A 19,582-nucleotide genomic window follows, 5' to 3' on the forward strand; every position below is an offset into this window, starting at 1 on the left:
CCCCCCCCCCCCCCCCCCCCCCCCCCCCCCCCCCCCCCCCCCCCCCCCCCCCCCCCCCCCCCCCCCCCCCCCCCCCCCCCCCCCGGGGGAGGAGGCGGGCAGGTCGATGGGGCGGGGTGAGTTGGTGAGGGGGTGGGGACCAGGAGGGGGCGGGCGGTCAGTAGCCGGCGTCGACGTCGACGAGGCCGACGAGCTCCTCCCCGGCGGCGAAGCGGCGCACGTTCTCCTCCACGCGCGCGGCCAGGCCGCCGGCCTGCAGCTGCGGGGGGTTGGCCACGTGCGGGGTGATCAGCGCGCGCGGCTCGCTCCACAGGGGGTGGTCGTCCGGCAGCGGCTCGGGGTCGGTGACGTCGAGGGCGGCGCCGGCGATCGTGCCGCGGGCCAGGGCGTCGACGAGGGCGCCGGTGTCGACCAGGCTGCCGCGGGCGATGTTGACCAGCCAGCCCTGCGGGCCCAGGGCGGCGAGCTGCTCGGCGCCGACGAGGGCCTGCGTCTCGCTGGTGGCGGGGGCGGCGAGGATGACGTGGTCGGCGCGCTCCCACACCTCTCCGGTGCGGTCGGCGGGCAGGGTCAGCTCCGCGCCGGGCACGTCGTGGCCGCGGCGGGTCACGGCGATCACGGAGGCGCCCAGGGCGGTCAGGGCCGGGACCATCGCCCGCCCGATGCCGCCGGCACCGACGATCGCGACGGTGGTGCCGCGCAGGGTGGACTGCGGCGCGGCGGACGCCTCGGCGTCCCAGGTGCGGGCGCGGGCGGAGACGGCCAGGCCGCGCACGCCGGCCAGCAGCAGCGCGACGGCGTGCTCGGCGACGGCGTCGGAGTAGGCGCCCGCGGCGGAGGTCCAGGTGCGCTCGCGGTCGACCCTGCCGGCGGCGAACCAGCTCTCGATGCCGGCGGAGGGCAGCTGCACCCAGCGCACGGAACCGGGCAGCTCCGGCAGGTCGCCGGGGCCGCCGGCCCACACGACGGCGTCGGCGCCGTCGAGGTCGGCGACCCGCCCGCCGGCGCGGCGCACGGCCTCCTGCAGCTCCTCGCGCTCGCCGGGGCCGACGTGGACGGCGGGGGTGTCGGGCACGGTGCTCTCCTCCTGCTGGGTGGGCGTGACGCGGCCACCCTAGGGAGCGCGCCGCACCCCGGCGATCTCGGCGGGCGATGGGTGCGCGGCGGGGTTACGGTCGCGAGCCAGGAGTTCCAGCACCCGCCACGGGAAGGGCACTGACCATGGGCATCTCGTTCCTCTCCGCCGTCGTCGTCGGCCTCGTCATCGGGGCCCTGGCGCGCCTGGTGCTGCCGGGCCGGCAGAACATCGGCATCCTCATGACGATCCTCATCGGCATCGTGGCGGCGGTCGTCGGCACCGCCGTCGGGGCGGCCCTGAACCTCGGCCGCGACGGCTTCAGCTTCATCGTGCTGGTCATCCAGGTCGTCCTCGCCGCGGTCGGCGTCTCCCTGGTCGCCGGGCGTGGCCGCGCCGTCCGGCGCTGACGCCCCGCCCCCCGTGCCGCTGACCGTGCGCCCGCGCGCCGCGGTGTTCGACGTCAACGAGACGCTCTCGGACACCGCGGCCCTGCGCGCGCGGCTGCACGCGCTGGGCGCCCCCGCCGAGCGGCTGCACGCGCGCTTCCTGCCCTCCGTGCTGCGCGACGGCTTCGCCCGCACGTTCGCCGGCGAGCCGGTGCCCTTCCGCCGCGTGGCGCAGGACGTGCTGCGCGCCGACCTGGGCGCGCGGGGGGTGCGCGAGCACCTGGACCGCGACCTGGAGGAGGCCGTGGAGTTCGCGCTGGGGGCGTTCTCGGAGTTCACGGTGCACCCGGACGTGCCCGCGGGGGTGCGCCGGCTGCGCGCGGCGGGGGTGGAGCTGACGGCGTTCACCAACGGCTCGGGCGCGCAGTGCGAGGAACTGCTGGAGCGCGCCGGGGTGCGCGCGGAGTTCTCGCACGTGCTGTCCGTGGAGGTGCCCGGGGTGTGGAAGCCGCACCCGGGCGCGTACGCGCACGCCCTGTCGGTGGGCGGGCGGCCGGCCGGGGAGGTGCTCTTCGTCGCGGTGCACCCGTGGGACCTGGACGGCGCGGCCCGCGCGGGGTTCCGCACGGCCCTGGTGGAGCGCGAGGGCCGGCCGTACCCGTCGGCCTCGCGCACCCCCGACCTGAGCGCGACGGGCGTGGACGCCCTGGCCGACCTGGTGCTGGCCCTGCCCTGAGCGGGCCCGAGCGGGCCCGTCCCGGGGCGGTCGGGCCTCAGGAGCGCAGGCGGCGGGCGGTGCGGGTGCGCGGGTGCGGCACGGCGGTGGCGCCCACCGGGCCCGGGTCGGCCGGCGCGGCGCCGGCGGGGTCGAGCAGGGCGGCGGCCTCGCGCTCGGTGACCCGCAGCCGGCGGCGGGCGGCGGCGTCGGCCTCGGTGGTGACGCGGCTGGGGTCGAGGAAGACCTGGGTGATGTCGGGCACGCGCCGGTGCATCTCCAGCTCGGCGCGGGTGCACAGCTCCTCCACGGCGACGGCGCCGAGGTGGGCTGCGAACTGCACCCGGGCGGCGACGAGCACGTTCCTGGGCCCCAGCTGCAGGGTGAGCACCTCCTGCACGCGCTCGACGCCCTCCTCGGCGGTGAGCACGTGCACGGCCTCCGTCCGCACGGCGGGGTCGGCGGCCTCGCCGATGAGCAGCTCGGCGGTGTCGCGCCCGAGCAGGAACGCCACGAGCGCCAGCAGCAGGCCGATGGCGATGGAGCTGGCGGCGTCGTAGACGCCGGAGCCGGTGACCTGGTGCAGGACGGTGCCGGCCAGGGCGACGAGGACGCCGAGCACGGCGACGGTGTCCTCGCTGGCGACGGTCTTGACGGTGGGGTCGGGGCTGCGCAGCACGTAGGTGAGCGGGCGCCGGCGCGCGGCGCCGGCCTCGCGCGCGACCTGCCGCAGCGCCTTGGTGAGGGAGGCGCCCTCGAGCACCAGCGAGAAGCCGAGGATGAGGTAGATCACCAGGAAGTGCCGGTCGCTTGTCTCCTCCGGCTCGCCGGTCAGGGAGCTGACGCCCTCGGCGACGGAGAAGACGGCGCCGGAGACGAAGATCCCCACCGCGGCCAGCAGCGACCAGAAGAAGCGCTCTCCGCCGTACCCGAAGGGGTGGGTGCGGTCGGCGGGCCGCTCGGCGCGCCGCAGGGAGAGCAGCAGGAAGACCTCGTTGAGGGTGTCGGCCACGGAGTGCGCCGCCTCGGCCAGCAGCGCGCTGGAGCCGGTGACGGCCCCGCCCACGGCCTTGGCCAGCCCCACCCCGAGGTTGGCGCTCAGCGCCAGCAGCACGGTCCCGCGCGTCTCGTCGGCCACGCCGGTGCTGTACCCCGCCGGGTGGTGGTGCACACGGCGAACCGTTCGCCGGCCCGACATGGCTGCGGTGCGTCACCAAGACATTACGGAAAGGCACGGTAAGGTCGGTCGATCACCGTGAGGAGGTCGGGTGTGAAGACGTCAGCGGACGAGGGCGAGCGCAGGGGTCGCCGCCCGCGCCGGTGGGCGCGCGAGCGGACGGTCGTGCTGCCCGAGGCGGGGCGCGTCGTGGCCGAGCTGCGCAGCGACGGCATCGCCCGCACGAGCGTGGCGGCCCTGACCGGCGACGCCGGCGTCCTCGCCGAGGTCCTGGACTGCGCCCGCGCGCTCGTCGAGCGCCGCGCCCCGGCGGTGGCCGAGCAGCGGTGCCGGGCGGCCGCGCCGGCCGGGCCCGCCGGGCCGTGGGACCGCCCGGCCGAGGACGAGCGCGTGGCGCTGCTGGGCGAGGACGTGCCCGCCGGCGCCTGCCGCCGGCTGCTGGAGGACCCCGTCCTGGGGTGCGTCGCGCAGGCGTACTGCGAGCGGGCCGTGCGCAGCGTGCGCGCCGCCGCCTGGCTGGAGGTCGCCGCCCCCGCCCCGGCCCCGCCGCGCCGCTGGCAGCGCGGCCCGGGCGGGCGCCGGCCCGACCTGGAGGTCTGGGTGCACCTGGACGACGAGCGCGACGGCGACGGGCCGCTGCACTACGTGCGCGGCAGCCACCTGGACCGCCGCGGCGGAGGTGCGCCCCCCGGCACGTTCGAGGCGCTGGGCGGCCCGGCGGGCACCGTGGTGTTCGCCGACCCGCGCGGCATGCACCGCCGCTCCCCCGCCGTGGGCCGCGACCGCCTGCTGCTGCACGGGGTGTTCAGCAGCGGGCGCCGCGCGCCGCGCTGGAGCGTGCCGGCACCGCGGCCGGCGCACGCCGCCTACGCGCTCGCGGGCGGCTGAGCGGCCCGCGGCGCCTCAGCCGCGGCCGCGGCCGAGCAGCTTGTCGAGCAGCCGGCCGAACCACCCCTTGCGCTCCACCGGCGCGCCCGGCTCGGCCACCGGCGGCGCGACCGGTGCGGCCACGGGCGCGGCCACCGGCGGCGCGACGGGCTCGGCGACGGGCTGCGCGACGGGCTGCGCGACCGGCTGCGCGACCGGCTCGGCCACCCGCGAGGGCGCCGACAGGGTGCCGTTGAGCTGCGCCTCGGGCGTGTAGCCGCCCTCGCCGAGGATCGAGGCGGCGAAGCGCAGCGCGGACGCCTGGACGGGGGCGACGGTCTGCGCGCCGCGCACGGGGGCCTCGGCGGTGCTCTCGCCCGCCGCGTTCTCGATGTCCATGGGGTCCTCCCGGGTCCGGGCGGCGCCCGGCAGGGGCCCGCTCCCGTGGGGTCCTCGGCGGTGCGGGCCGCGGCCTTGAGCGCTGCGGGGCGCGCACCACCCGCCCGGCCCCGCGGCGCCGGCGGGCGGGGGCGGCGCGCGGACCGTACGTTCGCCCTCGTGAGCCAGAGCGTGACGGTCTTCGCTCCCTCCCCGGCCCTGCGGGTGCTGGTGGAACCCACGACGAGCGGGGAGGTGGAGATCCACCTGCACCCGGGCGGGCAGGGCGTGTGGGTGGCGCGCATGGCCGCGCGCCTGGGCGCGGACGTGCGCCTGTGCCTGCCGGTGGGCGGGGAGTCCGGCACCGCCACGGTGGCGCTGCTGGCCGCCGAGGGCATCGCGACCCGGGCGGTGGGCACCGGCTCCTCCACGGCCGTGGTGGTGCTGGACCACCGCGGCTTCGAGGACGAGCAGGACGCGGAGAAGGCCGACCGGGTGGCGGAGTCCACCGCGACGCTGAGCCGCCACGAGGTCGACGACCTGTTCACCGCGGCGATCACCTCGGCGCTGGACAGCGGGGTCCTCGTCCTCACCGGCCCCGAGCACGAGCGGGTGCTGCCCGCGGACGTCTTCCGGCGCCTGGCCGCCGACGCGCGCGCGCAGGGCGCGAAGGTCGTGGCGGACCTGTCCGGCGAGGCGCTGCGGCAGGCCCTGGAGGGCGGGGTGGACCTGCTGAAGGTCGCCCACGACGAGCTGCCCGGCGACGGGGAGGCCGACGCCGACGACGTCGGGGAACTGCTCGCGCGCGCCCGCCGGCTGCGCGACGCCGGCGCGGTGGACGTCCTGGTCACGCGGGCGGCGCAGCCGCCGCTGGTGCTCACCGGCGAGGGCGCGCACCGCCTGGAGGTGCCGAGCTTCACGGCGGTGCAGTTCCGCGGCGCGGGCGACTCGATGAGCGGGGCGGTCGCGGCGCGGCTGGCGCAGGGCGCGGAGGTGCTGGAGGCGGTGCGCACCGCCGCGGCCGCGGGCGCGGTCAACGTGACCCGGCAGGGCTACGGCACCGGGCACGCCGACGCGGTGGAGGCCGTGGCGCGGCGAGTACGGGTGCACCGCCTCGACTGACGCGCCCCGGCCCGGCCAGGGCCCCGACGCCCCAGCCCCGGCTAGGGCCGCGGGGCCAGCAGCGCCGCGGCCGGGCGCGCCTCGAAGCGCTCCAGCCAGCCGAGCACCTCCTCGGCCGGCACCGGCCGGCAGTGGTGGTAGCCCTGCGTCTCGTCCACCCCGAGCTGGGCCAGGCGGTGCAGCGTGGCCGCGTCCTCCACGCCCTCGGCCAGCAGCCGCATCCCCAGGCTGTGGGCCAGGTCCGCGGTGCCGGCGACGATCGCGGCGGAGCGCTCGTCGGCGGTGACCCGCGCGGTGAACGTGCGGTCCAGCTTCAGCTCCACGGCGGGCAGGTCGCGCAGGTACGCCAGGCTGGAGTAGCCGGTGCCGTAGTCGTCGATGCTCACGGCGGCGCCCACCGCGAGCAGCTCGGCCACGGTGCGGCGGCTGCGCTCGGGGTCCTGCATGAGCGTGGTCTCGGTGATCTCGACGACCAGCGCGGACGGCTCCAGGCCCGCCTCGTGCAGCACCTCGCGCACCAGCACCGGCAGCGACCGGTTCAGCAGGCAGCTGGTGGCCACGTTCACCGCGATGCGCAGCGGGTGGCCGGCCTCGCGCCAGCGCACCGCCTCCGCCACGGCCCGGCGCAGCACCACCTCGGTGAGGCGCCCCGTCAGCCCGCGCTCCTCGGCCAGGTCCAGGAAGGCCGCCGGCGGCAGCGTGCCGCGCTCGGGGTGCTGCCAGCGCACCAGCGCCTCCATCCCCACGACCCGGCCGGAGCGCACGTCCACCTGCGGCTGGTAGTGCGCCACGAGCTGGCCCTCCGCCAGGGCGGTGCGCAGCTCCTCCAGCAGCTGCAGCCGCTCGCGCGCGCCGCGGTCCACCTCCTCGTCGTAGACGGCCACGCCGCCGCCGGCGCGCTTGGCGACGTACATGGCCGTGTCGGCCTGCCGCAGCAGCTCCAGGGCGTCGTCGAGGGCGGCGGGGGCGGCGGCGGAGGCGGTCACGCCGATGCTGGCGCCGACGTGCACGGCGGTGCCGCCCACCTCGAAGGGCTCGGCGAGGGCGGCGATCAGGCCGTCGGCCAGGGCCCGCGCGCCCGCCGTGCCGGCACCGGGCACCACGAGCGCGAACTCGTCGCCGCCCAGGCGCGTCAGCAGCACCCCGCCGGGCAGGCGGGCGCCCAGCCGCGCGGCGACCGCGCGCAGCAGCTCGTCGCCGCGGTGGTGGCCCAGGGTGTCGTTGACGTCCTTGAAGCGGTCGAGGTCCACGAGCAGCAGCCCGACGCCGTGGCCGCCGGCGCCGGCCTGCTCCAGGCGGTGGAACAGCGCCCGCCGGTTGGCCAGGCCCGTCAGGTCGTCGGTGACGGCCTGGCGGTGGCTGTCGGCCAGCCGCACCTGGTCCAGGAAGGCCACGACGACCTTGACCGTGACGCCGCCGGCGGCCGCGAGGGCCAGCGCGACGGCCGCGCCCGGCAGCGGGTGGCGCTGGTCCACGGCGAGCAGCGCCAGGCTGCCCACGAGCACCAGCACCGGCGCCAGCATCACGGCCCCCGCCGGGGACGTGCGCGGCTCCCCCGCGCCCGCGGGCCGGCGCGAGGCCAGCAGCAGCAGCGCCGCCGCGGCCAGCCGGCCCAGGTCCACCGCCGCGGACACCGGCGAGACGGCCGCGACGGCGCCGGCCAGCCCGGCCAGGCGCGCCAGGTCGGTGAGGTCGGCCAGGGTGATCAGCGCGAACGCCGCGGCGGCCAGCGGCAGGCGGCGGTCGGAGCGCGGGCCCGCCAGCGCCCACGTGGCCAGCGCGAGCACCAGCAGCAGCACGTCCAGCGCGGGGCGCCCGACGGCGGCGGAGACGGCGGCCGGGCCCATGCCGGTGGTGCGCTGCAGGGGCTCCAGGAACACCGCCGCGCACACGGCCGCGAGCAGCGTGGCGGCGAGCAGGCCGTCCAGCCAGGAGTCGCGCGCCCCGCGCACCCGCTGCTTCAGCAGCGCCACCTGCCCGGCCCAGAAGGGGGCGTAGCCGGTGAGGGTGGCGAGCAGCAGCCAGCCGTGCCGGTCCAGCACGTCGGGGCCCACGAGGGCACTGCCGGCGGAGGCGAGCAGCGCCAGGCGCCCGGCCACGAGCAGCGCCAGGCCCGCGGCGAACCAGGCCCAGGGGGCCCGCCCCGTCCCGCGCGCGGCGCGGGCGGCGAGCGCGGCGACCACCGCCACCCACAGGGCGGCCTGCACGGCGGAGGCGGCGGCGGCGGCGCCGGGCACCAGGGACAGGGCGGTGGCGGTCAGCGCCCCCGCGGCCAGCAGCGCGGCGAGGACCCGCTCGCGGGCGGCGGCGCTCACGGGGCGCTCCCCGCCGGGCGCGCGTCCCGCTCGCGGCGGGCCCGCCGCACCGCGCACCGGGACCGCGGCGGGCCGGCCGGCGCGTCCGCGCCCTCCCCGGCGCCCTCCCCGACGCCCTCCCCGACGCCCTCCCCGACGCCCTCCCCGACGACGGAGTCCCCGCCGCGCTCCTTGGCGGCGTACATGGCCACGTCGGCGCGGCGCAGCGCGTCCACGGGGTCCTCCCCGGCGCGCAGGGGCGTGGAGCCCACGCTGGCGGTGACGCCGTGCGCGGCGCCGGCGGCGGCGACCTGCGCGCGCACGGACTCCGCCAGCGCGCCCGGGTCCTCCGCGCCGTGGAAGACGGCGAACTCGTCGCCGCCCAGGCGGGCGACGGTGCCGCCGGCGCCGGCGGCGCGCTGCAGCGCCTCGGCCACGCGCACCAGCAGCTCGTCGCCGGCGGCGTGCCCGGCGGTGTCGTTGACGGCCTTGAAGCCGTCGAGGTCCACCAGGTGCAGGCAGGGCGAGGGCTCGGGGCGGGGCGGGGACTGGCGCAGGCGGCGCAGGAACGCGCGGCGGTTCAGGCACCCGGTGAGGGGGTCGGTGTCGGCCAGGACCTCCAGCCGGCGGGCCGTGGCGCGCTGCTGGTCGCGCAGCTCGTGGCGCGCGGCCGCGGACCAGGTGGCCACCAGGACGGTGGTGGCGAGCACGCCCTGGGTGATGACGACCCGCTCGGTCGGCACGCCCAGCAGCAGGGCGGTGGCGGTGTCCAGGCACAGCGCCAGCACGCCCAGGGCGCCCACCGACACCGGCGGGTAGGCCGCCGCGAGGAAGACCACCGACAGGAGGTGCAGCAGCCGCAGCGGGCTGTCCCCGGAGGCGTGGGCCGCGCCGTCGAGGACGACGCACAGCTCCACGGCGGCCAGGGAGACGAGGTTCCAGGTGACGAAGAAGGACCGGCCCGCGCGCGAGCCGGCCAGCCGGCCGGCGGGCACCAGCAGCAGGGGGCCCACGCCGGCGGCCATGACCAGCGCCACGGCGCTCAGGCCGGCGCGGTGCGGGTGCGGCTGGCCCGTCCAGGCGCGCAGCAGCACCAGGACCACGCACACGAGGGTCAGGACGACGCCGGTGCGGGTGTGCCGCTGCCAGAACGCCGCCTCCGCCGGGCCGTCGGCCAGCGGGGTGAGCAGGTCGTCCAGCGCGCGGCGCGCGGCCCGCGGGCGGCGGTCCGGGGGCGCGGTGGTGCTGCTCACCCCGTGGTTCTCGACAGCCGGGGCGGGCGGCTGCAGCGTCCGGGGGCGGTCCGGGGTGCGGCTCACCCGCCCGGCGCAGCGGCCCCCGGCCCCGGACGCACCACGGCCCCCGCACCCTGGTGGGTGCGGGGGCCGTGGTCGGGACGATCAGAGGCGGGTGACGCCGCTCGCCTGGGGGCCCTTGGCGCCCTGCGTCACGGAGTACTCGACGCGGTCGTTCTCCTCGAGGCTGCGGTAGCCGCTGCCCTGGATCTCGCTGAAGTGCACGAACACGTCGGCCGAGCCGTCCTCGGGGGCGATGAAGCCGTAGCCCTTCTCGCCGTTGAACCACTTCACGGTGCCCTGAGCCATGGTTGGCCTCCTGGGGGTGTTGCGCTCCGTCAGGAGCTCGTCGCGGAGGGGCTGACCGTTCGGAAAGCTGAAGACCCTCGAGTTGAAATCCCCGGGTGTTGTCAGCACATCGAGAACAGCGACTTCCTCGACCGTAGCACGGGCCCGGCAGGGGTGCGAGTCGTCAGCTGCGCAGCTGGGAGACCAGGGGGCAGCTGAAGCTGTTGCGGGCGGCCAGGCCGACCTCGTTGAGGTAGACGATGATCGACCGGTAGGCGCCCAGGAAGGTCGTCTCCGTGTAGGGGATCTCGTGCTCGGCGCAGAACTGGCGCACGAAGGGCTGCGCCTTGCGCAGGTTCGGGCGCGGCATGCTCGGGAAGAGGTGGTGCTCCACCTGGAAGTTCAGCCCGCCCATGACCAGGTCGACGAACCAGCCGCCGGAGACGTTGCGCGAGGTCAGCACCTGCCGGCGGATGTAGTCCACCTTCTTCTCGCGCGGGACGATCGGCATGCCCACGTGGTTGGGGGCGAAGGCCCCGCCCATGCAGAAGCCGAACGCGGCCATGTGCACGCCGAAGAACGCCAGCGCCTTCCACGGCCCCATCAGCAGCACCGCGGAGGACGCGTAGACCGCCCAGTGCGCCACGATCAGCGAGGCGTCCACCGTGCGGCGCTTGCTGCGCTTGCCGGTCAGCAGCGAGCGGGTGCTCTCGATGTGCAGCACGAAGCCCTCGAAGGCCAGCAGCGGCACGAAGAACAGGCCCTGGTGGCGGGTGAACCAGCGCAGGAACCCGCGCCGGCTGGCGGCGGCCTCCTCGTGGAAGGACACCACGCCCGACTCGATGTCGCCGTCGATGCCGCGGTGGTTGGGCGCCTGGTGGTGGCGGGTGTGCTTGCCCATCCACCAGCCGTAGCTCAGGCCCGCGACGAAGGCGGCGAAGACGTGCGAGGCGGTCTCGTTGTGCCGGTGCGTGGCGAAGATCTGCCGGTGGGCGGCGTCGTGGCCCAGGAAGGCGAACTGCGTGATCACGACCGCGAGCGCCGCAGCGGGCAGCAGGACCAGCCAGGAGTCGCGCAGCAGGACGGTGCCGGCGGCCACGGCCGCGAAGGCGGCGGTGGTGGCGGCGATGCGCGTCCAGTAGGTGCCGCGGCGGCGGCGCATCAGGCCCGCCTCCTGGACCAGGGCGGTGAGCTTGCCGTAGGGGGTGCTGCTCCGGCGGGGACCGGTGGTCCCGGTCGACGCGGTGGTGGTGGTCACTGACGTCCTCTCGGGCGCGATGACCGTGGTGCGGGCCGCGCCTGGTGGAAAGCGGTGCGGTGCGCCCGGGCTGGGTGTCACAGCTGAGGGCGGCCGCGTCTGCGTGCGGCGCCCTCGAACAGTGGAACACGCCCGCGACGCCGTTGGTTCCCGATCCTGCCGGATCAGCCGCCCAGGCGCAGCGCGACGAAGGCCACGTCGTCGTCGGTGTCGCCGAGGCGGGCCAGCAGGTGCTCGCACAGCTCCTCGACGTCCTCGGGCGCGTCGGCGAGGGTGCGCGCCAGGCGCGCCAGGCCCACGCTGAGCTCCTCGCCGCGGCGCTCGACGAGGCCGTCGGTGTAGGCCAGGACCGTCGAGCCGGGCTCCAGGCGCCGGCTGCCGCCGGTGCGCACGGAGGGCTGCACGCCCAGCATCAGGCCGTGGACGTCGTCGAGGACCTCCACGCGCCCGTCGGGACCGCGCACCAGCAGCGGCGGGTGGCCGGCGGTGGCGTGCTCCAGCAGCCAGGAGCCGTCCTCGGCGGCGGTGGCCCGCGCGTACGCCAGCGTGGCCATGGTCGTCATGCCCAGCCCGTCCAGGAGCTGGTCGACGCGGTCCAGCACCAGCGAGGGCGCCGGCCCGGTGGTGTCCCAGGCGCTGGCGCGCAGCAGGCCGCGCAGGTGGCCCATCGCGGCGGCGGCCATGACGTCGTGGCCGACGACGTCGCCGACGGCCAGGCCGAGGCCGTCGCCGGGCAGGTCGATGAGCTCGTAGAAGTCGCCGCCCACGCGCGCGCCGGACTCGCTGGCCCGGTACCGCGCGGCCGCGCGCGCCCCCGGCACCGCGGGCAGCTGCGGCAGCAGGCTGTTCTGCAGGGTGGCGGCGATGCGGTGCTGCTCCTCGTACAGGCGGGCGTTGTCCAGGATCAGCCCGGCGCGCCGGCCCAGGTCCACGGCCACGTGCAGGTCGTCGGGGGTGTGCCGCGGGCTGCCGGGGGCGCGCACCAGCGCCAGCAGGTCCGCGCTGTGCCGGCGCCCGGGCAGCGTCACCATCAGCACCGACGCCGCCCCCAGGGCGTCGCTGAGCTCGAGCAGCGAGGCGTCGGCGACCCAGCTCTCGCGCTCGCACCGGCGCTGCTCGGAGTCGTAGTCCGCGATCAGGCGCGCGTGCTCGCCGCCGAGCAGGGTCTGCAGCAGCGGGCCGGGTGCGATGGAGGCGATCCAGCGGTCGACGTAGCGGTGCAGCTCGCCGCTGCGCGAGGGGTCGCGGTGGCGCGGGGCGACGTCGTGCACCCCGCCCTGCTCGTCGGTGGAGACCAGCAGCGCCCAGTCGGCCAGCCCGGGCACGACGAGGTCCAGCAGCCGCTGGCGGCACTCGGCGACGTCGAGGGTGACGGCCAGGCGGCTGGTGGCCTCCGCCAGCAGCTCCAGGCGCGCGCGCGAGGACTCGGCGTCGCGGTGGGCGGCCTCGGCGTCCTCGCGGGCGCGGCGCTCGGCGCTCAGGGCCCGGTCGCGCTCGTCGTCGGCGTCCACGCGGGCGGTGACGTCGGTCTGGATGCCCACGTAGTGGGTCAGCTCGCCGTCGGGGCCGTGCACGGGGCTGAGCAGGAGCTGGTTCCAGAACGCCGTGCCGTCCTTGCGGTGGTTCAGCAGGGTGGTGGCGACCTCCTCCCCGGCGTCCAGGGCGCGGCGCATGGCGCGCACCGCGTCGCGGTCGGTGCCCGGGCCCTGCAGGAAGCGGCAGTTGCGCCCGACGACCTCCTCCAGGGAGTAGCCGGTCATCGCGGTGAACGCGGGGTTCACCCACACCAGCGGCAGGTCCTCACCGCGGGCGTCGGCCACGGTGAACGACATGCCGGTGGCCAGCACCGCCCGGTCGCGCACCTGCGCCTGCGCCTGGGCGGCGTCGGCGGCGGCGCGGGCGGCCTCGCGCCGGCTCAGCGGCAGGAAGACCACCAGGGCGTGGTCGGCGAGCACGGGCGCGCCGAGCATCGGCAGCGCCACCACCCACAGCGGGTCGCGGCGGTGGCCCAGCTCGCTGACGCGGGCGGCGGAGACGGCCTGCCCGGCCACGGGCAGCGAGCGCGCCACCCGGGACAGCGGGTGCTCCGTGCTGGACAGCTCCGCGCCGTCGAGGTCGCGCAGGTCCGCGGCGTCGGACCAGTCGTCCAGGCCGACGGGCAGCCGCACGCCGGGGGCGAGCTGCTCGGCGACGGGGTTGGCGTGCACGACGGCGCGCGAGGTCAGGTCGACCAGCAGCACGGCGGCCGGCGCCCCGCCCGCCACCACGGACAGGTCGGTGGCGGACCCGGCGCCCGGGGTCGTCGGCACCGACGGCGTCCCGTCGGACGTCGTCGCGGACTCCACCCCCAACGGGACCTCCTCGATCGCGGGGGCCGCACGCTCGACCGCCCACCACCACCCTAGGCGGGCCACCGGCGGTGCCGTCCACCCAGAGGGTCACCGGCGGGGTCACCCTCCGGGTCGGCGGCGGGATCGGCGGCGGGGTCGGCGGGGCCGGCCCGCGGGTCAGGAGCGGCCCGGGCGCGCCGATGGGGGGGCGTGCACGCACCCGACGCCGACGACCTGCGCCCCGGGGACGCCGTGAAGGTCCGCGGCACCGGGAGCCCGCTGCACACCGGGGCCAAGGCCGTGGTGGCCGCGGTGCACCGGGACCCGGCCGCCCCGCACCGCGCGGCGGCCGTGGACGTGCGCTACACCGCGCGCGGCCGGGCGCTTCGGGTGGACCTGGCCGGCCCCGGCGAGCTGGTGCGCTTCGCGGACCCGTGGCCGCAGCGCGCGCCGGAGCACCGCGAGGCGCCGGCGGGCGGCGCGGCGGCCGGCGCGCCCCCGCCCGCCTCCCGGCGGGCGCTGGCGGCGCTGGGCGCGGTGCTGGTGCTGGGCGGGCTCGCCGTCGGCCTGGCGGTGCGGCACGAGGGCGCCGCGCCGCCGAACCCGCTGGTGGTGCGCGCGGAGCTGGCCGAGGCGGCGCGCGGCTCGGGCCCGGCGCCGGCGGCGCCCGGGCTGAGCGACGTGGCGGGCACCGCCACCCCCTCCACCTCCTCGCCCACCTCCTCCCCCACCGCCTCCCCGGCCGCGGCGTCCAGCGTGGTGGCGTGGGCGGCCGGCCCGGTGCCCGTCGTCGCCGGCGGCGCCGGTGCGCCGCGACCGGTGCCGCTCGCCGGGGTGCGGCCGGCGCCGGGCTGCCGCGACGCGTACGCGGCGGCGCTGCTGGACCTGCTGCCGCTGGGCACGGCCGTGGAGGTCACCGGCTCGGGCTGGTACCGCACCGGCGACGGGCTGCAGGTGCAGGCGGAGCTGGTGCGCCAGGGCCTGGCCCGCCCGGGCGCGGCCGGGGCGGCGCCGGGCGACGCGGCCGCGGCGGCGGCGCTGGCGCTGGTCGAGCCCGAGGGCGACCCCGGCTGCGGCTGACCCGCCCCGCCCGCGGCCGCGTCGCCCGGCGCGGCACCGCCCGCGGTGGCGACGCCGGGTGAGCGAGGGTGCACGGTGCGGCGGGGCGCACGCCCTAGGCTCGCCCGCATGCAGGTCGAACGGGACGTGGTCGGCGGCGGACCGGTCGGCGGACCGGGCGGCCGGGTCGCGGTGGTCGTGCCCTGCCTCGACGAGGAGGCGGCCGTCGGCGCGGTGGTGGACGGCCTGCGCGCGGCGCTGCCGCACGCGGTGGTCTACGTCTACGACAACGGCAGCACCGACCGCACCGCGGAGGTCGCCGCCCGGCACGGCGCGGTGGTGCGCTTCGAGCCGCGCCCGGGCAAGGGCAACGTGATCCGCCGCGCCTTCGCCGACGTGGACGCCGACACCTACGTCCTGATCGACGGCGACGACACCTACGACGCCTCCGCCGCCGGGGACCTGGTGCGCCTGCTGGTCGCCGAGGGCCTGGACCACGTGGTGGGCACCCGGCGCCCGGACACCCTCACCGCGTACCGGCGCGGGCACGCCGCCGGCAACCGGGCGCTGAACTCGGTGGTCTCGCGCGTGTTCGGCACGCCGGTGACGGACATGCTCAGCGGCTACCGGGTGATGTCGCGGCGGTTCGTGAAGTCGTTCCCGGCGATCTCGCGCGGCTTCGAGGTGGAGACGGAGCTGACCGTGCACGCGGTGAACCTGCGCGTGCCCCAGCGCGAGGTGCCGGTGGGCTTCCGGGACCGCCCGGAGGGCTCGGCGAGCAAGCTGCGCACCTACCGCGACGGGTTCGCGATCCTGCGCTGGATCCTGCGCCTGGCGCACCTGGAGCGGCCGCTGCTGGTGCACGCGCTGCTGGGCGCGCTCGTCGCGGTGCTCTCGCTGGCGCTGGGGCTGCCGGTGGTCGTGGAGTTCCTGCGCACCGGCCTGGTGCCGAAGTTCCCCACGGCGATCCTGGCCTCGGCGCTGATGATGATCGCGGTGCTCGTCGCGGCGGTGGGGGTGGTGCTGGACGCGGTGCACCGCGCCTCCGACGAGGCCTCGCGCCTGGTGTACCTGCAGTACCCGGCCCCGCACGAGCTGGACCTGCGCTCCGGCCCCGGCGCGGGGGCGGACCGGGACGCGGACCGGGCGCCGGGGCGCCGCCGGTGAGGGCGGTGCTGCGCTTCGCCGCGCGGGCCGCGGTCGGCCTGCTGCTGGTGCAGGCGGTGCTGCTGGGGCTGCTGGTCGCGGCGCAGGCGGTGCCCAACGGGCCGATCGTGCGGCACCTGGCGCAGGCGGTGCGCACCGGCGACTACGGCGCCCCCTACGCCCCGGACGGGGTGGGCGGCACCGCGGACCGGTTCACCGAGTGCGTGGTGCTCGGCTACGGCGTCAGCTCCGCCGACGACCCGCGCAGCGCCTGGTTCCGCGCCACCGGCGGGCCGCGGCTGGCCTCGTGCGAGGACGGCGCGGCGCAGGTCGAGGCGCTGGCGGCCGGGGCGTCGGTGGTGCCGCCGGCGACGTACTTCCGCTACTGGAGCGGGTACTCGGTGCTCACCCGCCCGGTGCTGGCGCTGACGGACGTGCCCGGGCTGCGGATGGTGGTCACGGGCCTGTTCGCGCTGGCGGCGCTGGCGGCGTTCCTGGCCCTGGCGCGCCGGGCGGGGCGGGCGGCGGCCTTCGCGCTGCTGCTGCCGGTGGCGGCCTCGACGAACGCGCTGGCGATGCCGTCCACCGCGCTCAGCCACGGCATCGCCCTGGCGGGGGCGGCGGCGGGCGTGGCGCTGACCGCGCTCGCCGCGCGCGGCGGCTGGCGCGGGGCGGCGCTGGGCGCGGGCGGGGCGGCGGCGCTGTTCTGCTACGTGGACCTGCTGACGGTCCCGCCGATGAGCTGGGCGCTGTGCGCGGCGGCGGCCGGCCTGGTGGCGCACCGGCGGCGGGGTTCGCTGGTGGCCACGCTGCGCACGGTGCTGGCGGCCGGGGTGGCCTGGCCGGTGGCGTTCGGGGTCACCTGGGTCTCGCGCTGGGTGGTCGCCGCCCTCGTGCACGGGCCGGGGGTGTTCTCCGCGATCGGCGAGGTCAGCCGGTTCCGCCTGGACGGCGGCGACGTCTCGCAGGAGTTCGGCGCGGGCCTGGTGCGCAACTGGTCGGCGTGGGTGGACGGCTCGGCGACGGCGCTGCCGGTGCTGGTGGCCGCGGGCGCGCTCGTCGCGGTGCACCTGGTGCTGGCGGTGCACCGGCACGGCGCGGCGGGCCCGGCCGCGGCGGCGGTGCTGGCGGCGCCGGCGCTGGTGGTGCCCGCCTGGTACTGCGTGCTGAGCAACCACTCCCAGATCCACGCGTTCTTCACCTACCGCAGCCTGCCCGCGGCGGTGGGGGTGGTCGTGGCGGCGGCGGTGGTGGCCGCGGCCCGGGCGCCGTCGCGCTCGCGCGGCGCGGAGCCGGCGCGGGCGGCCGACCCGGTCGACGCCGGCTGAGGGCCGGCGGGGCCCCTCGGCCGGCGGCGGGGCCCTCAGCCGGCCGCGGCGGCCTTGGTGCCGAACTCGCGCACGAGGTCGGCGAGCACGGCCTCGTCGGGGTCGACGCCGCGCGCGGCGGCCGCGCGCAGGGCGAGCAGCTGCAGCGGCACCACGGCGGCGACCGGGAACACCCCGGCGGGCAGGTCGCCGGGCACGACGAGCGTGCCGCCGGGGTGGTCGCCGGCCCGGCGCTCGCCGGTGACGAGCAGGACGTGCCCGGCGGCGCGGCGCAGCACCCGCACCAGGTCGCGGTCGCGGGCGGCGTCGGCGGTGGGCCCGGAGACCACGACGAGGCGGGTGGCGGGCGTCAGGGTGCGGTGCTCGCCGTGCAGGAACTCCTCCCCCGACGACCACCGCGCCGGCAGCCGGGTGATCTCGGAGAACTTCAGCGCCCCCTCGCGCACGGTGCCCAGGTCGGGGCCGGAGGACAGCAGCACCAGCGGGGCGCCGGCGGCCGCGGCCGCGGCGGTGGCGCGCACGGCGCCGTCGTCGGCGAGCAGCGCGGCGACGGCCCCGGGCAGCGCGCCCGAACCGGGCGGCAGGCCCTGCCCGCCGAGCGCGGCGGCGAGGGCGGCCAGCGCCAGGACGGTGTGCGCGTACCCCTTGGTCTTGGCGCCGACGTCCTCCGGCCCGCACGCCACGTCCAGGCGCAGCACCCCGGCCGGGGCGGGCCCGGCGGTGACGAGGACGGCGGTGGCGCCGGCCGCCGCGGCCCGTGCGGCGGCGGCCACGGTGGCGGTGCTGGCCCCGCTCTGCGAGACGGCGACGAGCAGGTCGCCGGGCCCGGGCTCGGGGGCGGCCGGGCCGCGGCCGAGCGCGACGGACTCGTGCACGGCCGTGGGCGCGCCGGTGGCGGCGCGGAACGCGTCCACGGCGGTCAGGGCGGCGTTCAGGGAGCTGCCGGCGCCGAGCAGCGTCACCGAGCGCACCGCCCCGCCGCGGCCGGCGACGTCGGCGGCGACGCGGGCGGCGAGGCCGGCGGCGGTGCGGGGCAGCTCGCGCAGCGCCCGGCGCAGCGTGGCGGGCTGCTCGCGGGCGCAGCGCTCCACGAGGCTGCTCACGAGCGCCCCTCCCCCGCGCCGGGCAGGGTGCGCGCGCGCAGCAGCAGCCGCAGCGGCGCGGTGGTGCGGCCGGTGATCAGCACGGTGCGCCCGGGCACGTCGTCGGCGCCGCCGGGGTAGGCGACCTGCTCGCCGGGGTCGAAGCGGGCGGGGCGGTCCGGCCCGGCGCCGTGGCCGGGCCCGAACTCCACCTCGTCGTCGCCGACGCGGTACGCGCCGGTGCCCTCGGCCAGCAGCAGGGTCCCGCCGGGGCCCGGCTGCACGCCGCTGAACCGCCCGCCGTCGCGGAACGTCAGGGCCAGCACCCAGGAGGTGGGCGTGCCGGTGAAGGCGGCGTCGACCTCGGTGAGGGTGCCGTCGCCGGTGCGGGTGGTGCGCACCCGCACCTCGGTGCCCAGGTGCAGCTCGTCGGCGGGGCGCTGCGAGAAGCTCATCGCGGCGTGGAAGCGCCCCTCGTGCTCCAGGCGGTACTCCCCGGCGGGCGAGCGGCGCTGCGGCGGCAGCGGCTGGTAGTAGCGGGCGGTGCGGGACTCGCGCAGCACCAGCGCGTCGCCGTCCTCGCGCAGGCCGTCGGCGCGGAAGGGGCCGGTGCCGAAGAAGTGCGGGGACAGGCGCACGGCGTCCAGGACGGCGCGGCCGTGGCGCAGCCGCAGGAACGTGGAGCTGTGGGCCAGGCCGGAGGCGACGACGGGGAAGCGGTGGTGGTCGCCGCCGCCGAACACCGTCACGGTGCTGCCGCCGGTGACGGTGCGCACGAGGCCGCTGACGGGCAGGGCGGTGCGGGACTCCGCGGGCGGGGCGGGCGCGTCGGGCAGCGGGCGGGCCAGGCGCTCGTCCAGGAGCAGCTCGGCGAGGTGGTGCTCGGGCGCGGGCACGGGCCGGCGCAGCGCGGCGCGCACGGCGGCCACCAGCAGCGGGTCGGCGTCCAGGACGGCGAAGAGGCGCCACTGCGACAGGAACGCGCCGGCGTCGAAGCGCTCGCGCTGGTCCTGGCGGCGGGAGTGGACCGTCTCCACCTCCCCCGCGGCGTCGGTCAGGGCGGCGGTGGTGCGCAGGTTGGCGCGCACCACGTCGAGCAGGTCGGGGCGGCCGGCGGCGCGGGCCAGGGTCAGCAGGGCGGGGTTGGTGACGTGGGCGGCGTAGTTCGCGCTGCGCTCGGAGTACTGCCCGTCGGCGTCGGCGTCCACGCCCTCGGCCAGCCACTGGCGGGCGCGCTCGAGCAGCGCGGGTTCGCCCAGCAGCTCGTGCAGGTGCGCCAGGGCGGCGGCCAGCTCCCAGCGGTGGTTCGGGGTGTGCACCCCGCCGGTCAGCAGCGCGGGGGCGGCGCGCCGGGCGGTGCCGCGCAGCCGCTGCGCCAGGTCCTCCAGCTCCGGGTCGCCGGAGCGGGCGACCAGGCGCAGGGCCAGGCACGCGTCGGTGACGGTGAAGCTGCTGTCGGGCGGGGAGGCGAGGTTGTCGCCGTCGAAGAGGCCGTCGGGGTGCTGCAGGGACTCCAGGTGCTCCAGCAGCGGGGCGGTGGCCGCCAGGGCGCGCGCGGACCCGGCGTGGCGCGAGGCCGGGCAGGTGCGCACGGCGAGCAGGTCCTTGACCGCGCGCATCGCCTCGCGGTGCGGCAGGGCGGCGACCTGCCCGGGGCCGCGGCGCAGGTGGGCGTCGGCGGCGGCGTCCGCGCCGGCGACGAGGAGGTGCAGGTACCCGACGTCCACGGCGGGGTCGGCGTCGGCGGCGGGGGTGGCGGGGGCGGCGGGGGTCGTCACG

The 19,582-nt window shown here is 78.6% G+C and carries 17 protein-coding genes; 7 read left to right on the forward strand and 10 right to left on the reverse strand.

Annotated features, from left to right (window positions below; all coding sequences use genetic code 11):
- Positions 1-157: 157 nt before the first annotated feature.
- Positions 158-1,075 carry a D-isomer specific 2-hydroxyacid dehydrogenase family protein gene (locus tag ACRYR7_RS11305; RefSeq protein WP_432572193.1) on the reverse strand — a complete coding sequence of 306 codons (918 nt, stop codon included), beginning with the start codon at positions 1,073-1,075 and terminating at the stop codon, positions 158-160.
- Positions 1,076-1,221: 146 nt separating this feature from the next.
- On the opposite strand from ACRYR7_RS11305, the gene ACRYR7_RS11310 reads away from it, so the two are divergent.
- Complete coding sequence (locus ACRYR7_RS11310) at positions 1,222-1,485, forward strand: GlsB/YeaQ/YmgE family stress response membrane protein (RefSeq protein WP_432572194.1); 264 nt, start codon at positions 1,222-1,224, stop codon at positions 1,483-1,485.
- Positions 1,463-2,200, forward strand: a complete 738-nt coding sequence (locus tag ACRYR7_RS11315; protein ID WP_432572195.1) for a haloacid dehalogenase type II — start codon at positions 1,463-1,465, stop codon at positions 2,198-2,200. Before ACRYR7_RS11310 ends, ACRYR7_RS11315 begins: the two co-directional genes overlap by 23 nt.
- A 37-nt stretch (positions 2,201-2,237) precedes the next feature.
- Here ACRYR7_RS11315 and ACRYR7_RS11320 read toward each other — a convergent pair whose 3' ends face one another.
- Complete coding sequence (locus tag ACRYR7_RS11320) at positions 2,238-3,317, reverse strand: cation diffusion facilitator family transporter (RefSeq protein ID WP_432572196.1); 1,080 nt, start codon at positions 3,315-3,317, stop codon at positions 2,238-2,240.
- A 132-nt stretch (positions 3,318-3,449) separates the two neighbouring features.
- On the opposite strand from ACRYR7_RS11320, the gene ACRYR7_RS11325 reads away from it, so the two are divergent.
- Positions 3,450-4,244, forward strand: a complete 795-nt coding sequence (locus ACRYR7_RS11325; RefSeq protein WP_432572197.1) for a phytanoyl-CoA dioxygenase family protein — start codon at positions 3,450-3,452, stop codon at positions 4,242-4,244.
- Positions 4,245-4,259: 15 nt separating this feature from the next.
- Here ACRYR7_RS11325 and ACRYR7_RS11330 read toward each other — a convergent pair whose 3' ends face one another.
- Positions 4,260-4,622 carry a hypothetical protein gene (locus ACRYR7_RS11330; protein ID WP_432572198.1) on the reverse strand — a complete coding sequence of 121 codons (363 nt, stop codon included), beginning with the start codon at positions 4,620-4,622 and terminating at the stop codon, positions 4,260-4,262.
- Positions 4,623-4,781: 159 nt separating this feature from the next.
- Here ACRYR7_RS11330 and ACRYR7_RS11335 point away from each other — a divergent pair, with 159 nt between their 5' ends.
- Positions 4,782-5,723, forward strand: coding sequence for a 1-phosphofructokinase family hexose kinase (locus ACRYR7_RS11335; RefSeq protein WP_432572199.1), 942 nt, complete (start codon positions 4,782-4,784; stop codon positions 5,721-5,723).
- A gap of 41 nt (positions 5,724-5,764) precedes the next feature.
- On the opposite strand, the gene ACRYR7_RS11340 is transcribed toward ACRYR7_RS11335, so the two are convergent.
- From ACRYR7_RS11340 to ACRYR7_RS11360, 5 genes are all read right to left on the reverse strand, one after another.
- Positions 5,765-8,038, reverse strand: a complete 2,274-nt coding sequence (locus ACRYR7_RS11340; protein WP_432572200.1) for a putative bifunctional diguanylate cyclase/phosphodiesterase — start codon at positions 8,036-8,038, stop codon at positions 5,765-5,767.
- Positions 8,035-9,270 (reverse strand): GGDEF domain-containing protein, encoded by a 1,236-nt coding sequence (locus ACRYR7_RS11345; RefSeq protein ID WP_432572201.1) that lies wholly within the window; start codon positions 9,268-9,270, stop codon positions 8,035-8,037. The genes ACRYR7_RS11340 and ACRYR7_RS11345 overlap by 4 nt, the downstream gene beginning before the upstream one ends.
- Positions 9,271-9,417: 147 nt before the next feature.
- On the reverse strand, positions 9,418-9,621 hold the full coding sequence (locus tag ACRYR7_RS11350; protein WP_166610356.1) for a cold-shock protein: 204 nt from the start codon (positions 9,619-9,621) through the stop codon (positions 9,418-9,420).
- A 163-nt stretch (positions 9,622-9,784) separates the two neighbouring features.
- Entirely contained in the window at positions 9,785-10,858 is a 1,074-nt protein-coding gene (locus ACRYR7_RS11355) for a fatty acid desaturase family protein (protein ID WP_432572202.1), read from the reverse strand.
- 164 nt (positions 10,859-11,022) lie between these two features.
- On the reverse strand, positions 11,023-13,203 hold the full coding sequence (locus ACRYR7_RS11360; RefSeq protein WP_432572216.1) for a PP2C family protein-serine/threonine phosphatase: 2,181 nt from the start codon (positions 13,201-13,203) through the stop codon (positions 11,023-11,025).
- Between the two features lie 195 nt (positions 13,204-13,398).
- On the opposite strand from ACRYR7_RS11360, the gene ACRYR7_RS11365 reads away from it, so the two are divergent.
- From ACRYR7_RS11365 to ACRYR7_RS11375, 3 genes are all read left to right on the forward strand, one after another.
- Complete coding sequence (locus tag ACRYR7_RS11365) at positions 13,399-14,268, forward strand: hypothetical protein (RefSeq protein WP_432572203.1); 870 nt, start codon at positions 13,399-13,401, stop codon at positions 14,266-14,268.
- A gap of 108 nt (positions 14,269-14,376) precedes the next feature.
- Positions 14,377-15,414, forward strand: coding sequence for a glycosyltransferase (locus ACRYR7_RS11370; RefSeq protein ID WP_432572204.1), 1,038 nt, complete (start codon positions 14,377-14,379; stop codon positions 15,412-15,414).
- A 5-nt stretch (positions 15,415-15,419) separates the two neighbouring features.
- Positions 15,420-16,721 (forward strand): hypothetical protein, encoded by a 1,302-nt coding sequence (locus ACRYR7_RS11375; protein ID WP_432572205.1) that lies wholly within the window; start codon positions 15,420-15,422, stop codon positions 16,719-16,721.
- A gap of 35 nt (positions 16,722-16,756) precedes the next feature.
- Here ACRYR7_RS11375 and ACRYR7_RS11380 read toward each other — a convergent pair whose 3' ends face one another.
- On the reverse strand, positions 16,757-17,824 hold the full coding sequence (locus ACRYR7_RS11380; protein WP_432572206.1) for an SIS domain-containing protein: 1,068 nt from the start codon (positions 17,822-17,824) through the stop codon (positions 16,757-16,759).
- Complete coding sequence (locus ACRYR7_RS11385) at positions 17,821-19,581, reverse strand: hypothetical protein (RefSeq protein ID WP_432572207.1); 1,761 nt, start codon at positions 19,579-19,581, stop codon at positions 17,821-17,823. Before ACRYR7_RS11385 ends, ACRYR7_RS11380 begins: the two co-directional genes overlap by 4 nt.
- Position 19,582 lies beyond the last annotated feature (1 nt).

Source organism: Kineococcus gurbantunggutensis (assembly GCF_050871925.1).
In the GTDB taxonomy this organism is placed as follows: Bacteria; Actinomycetota; Actinomycetes; order Actinomycetales; family Kineococcaceae; genus Kineococcus.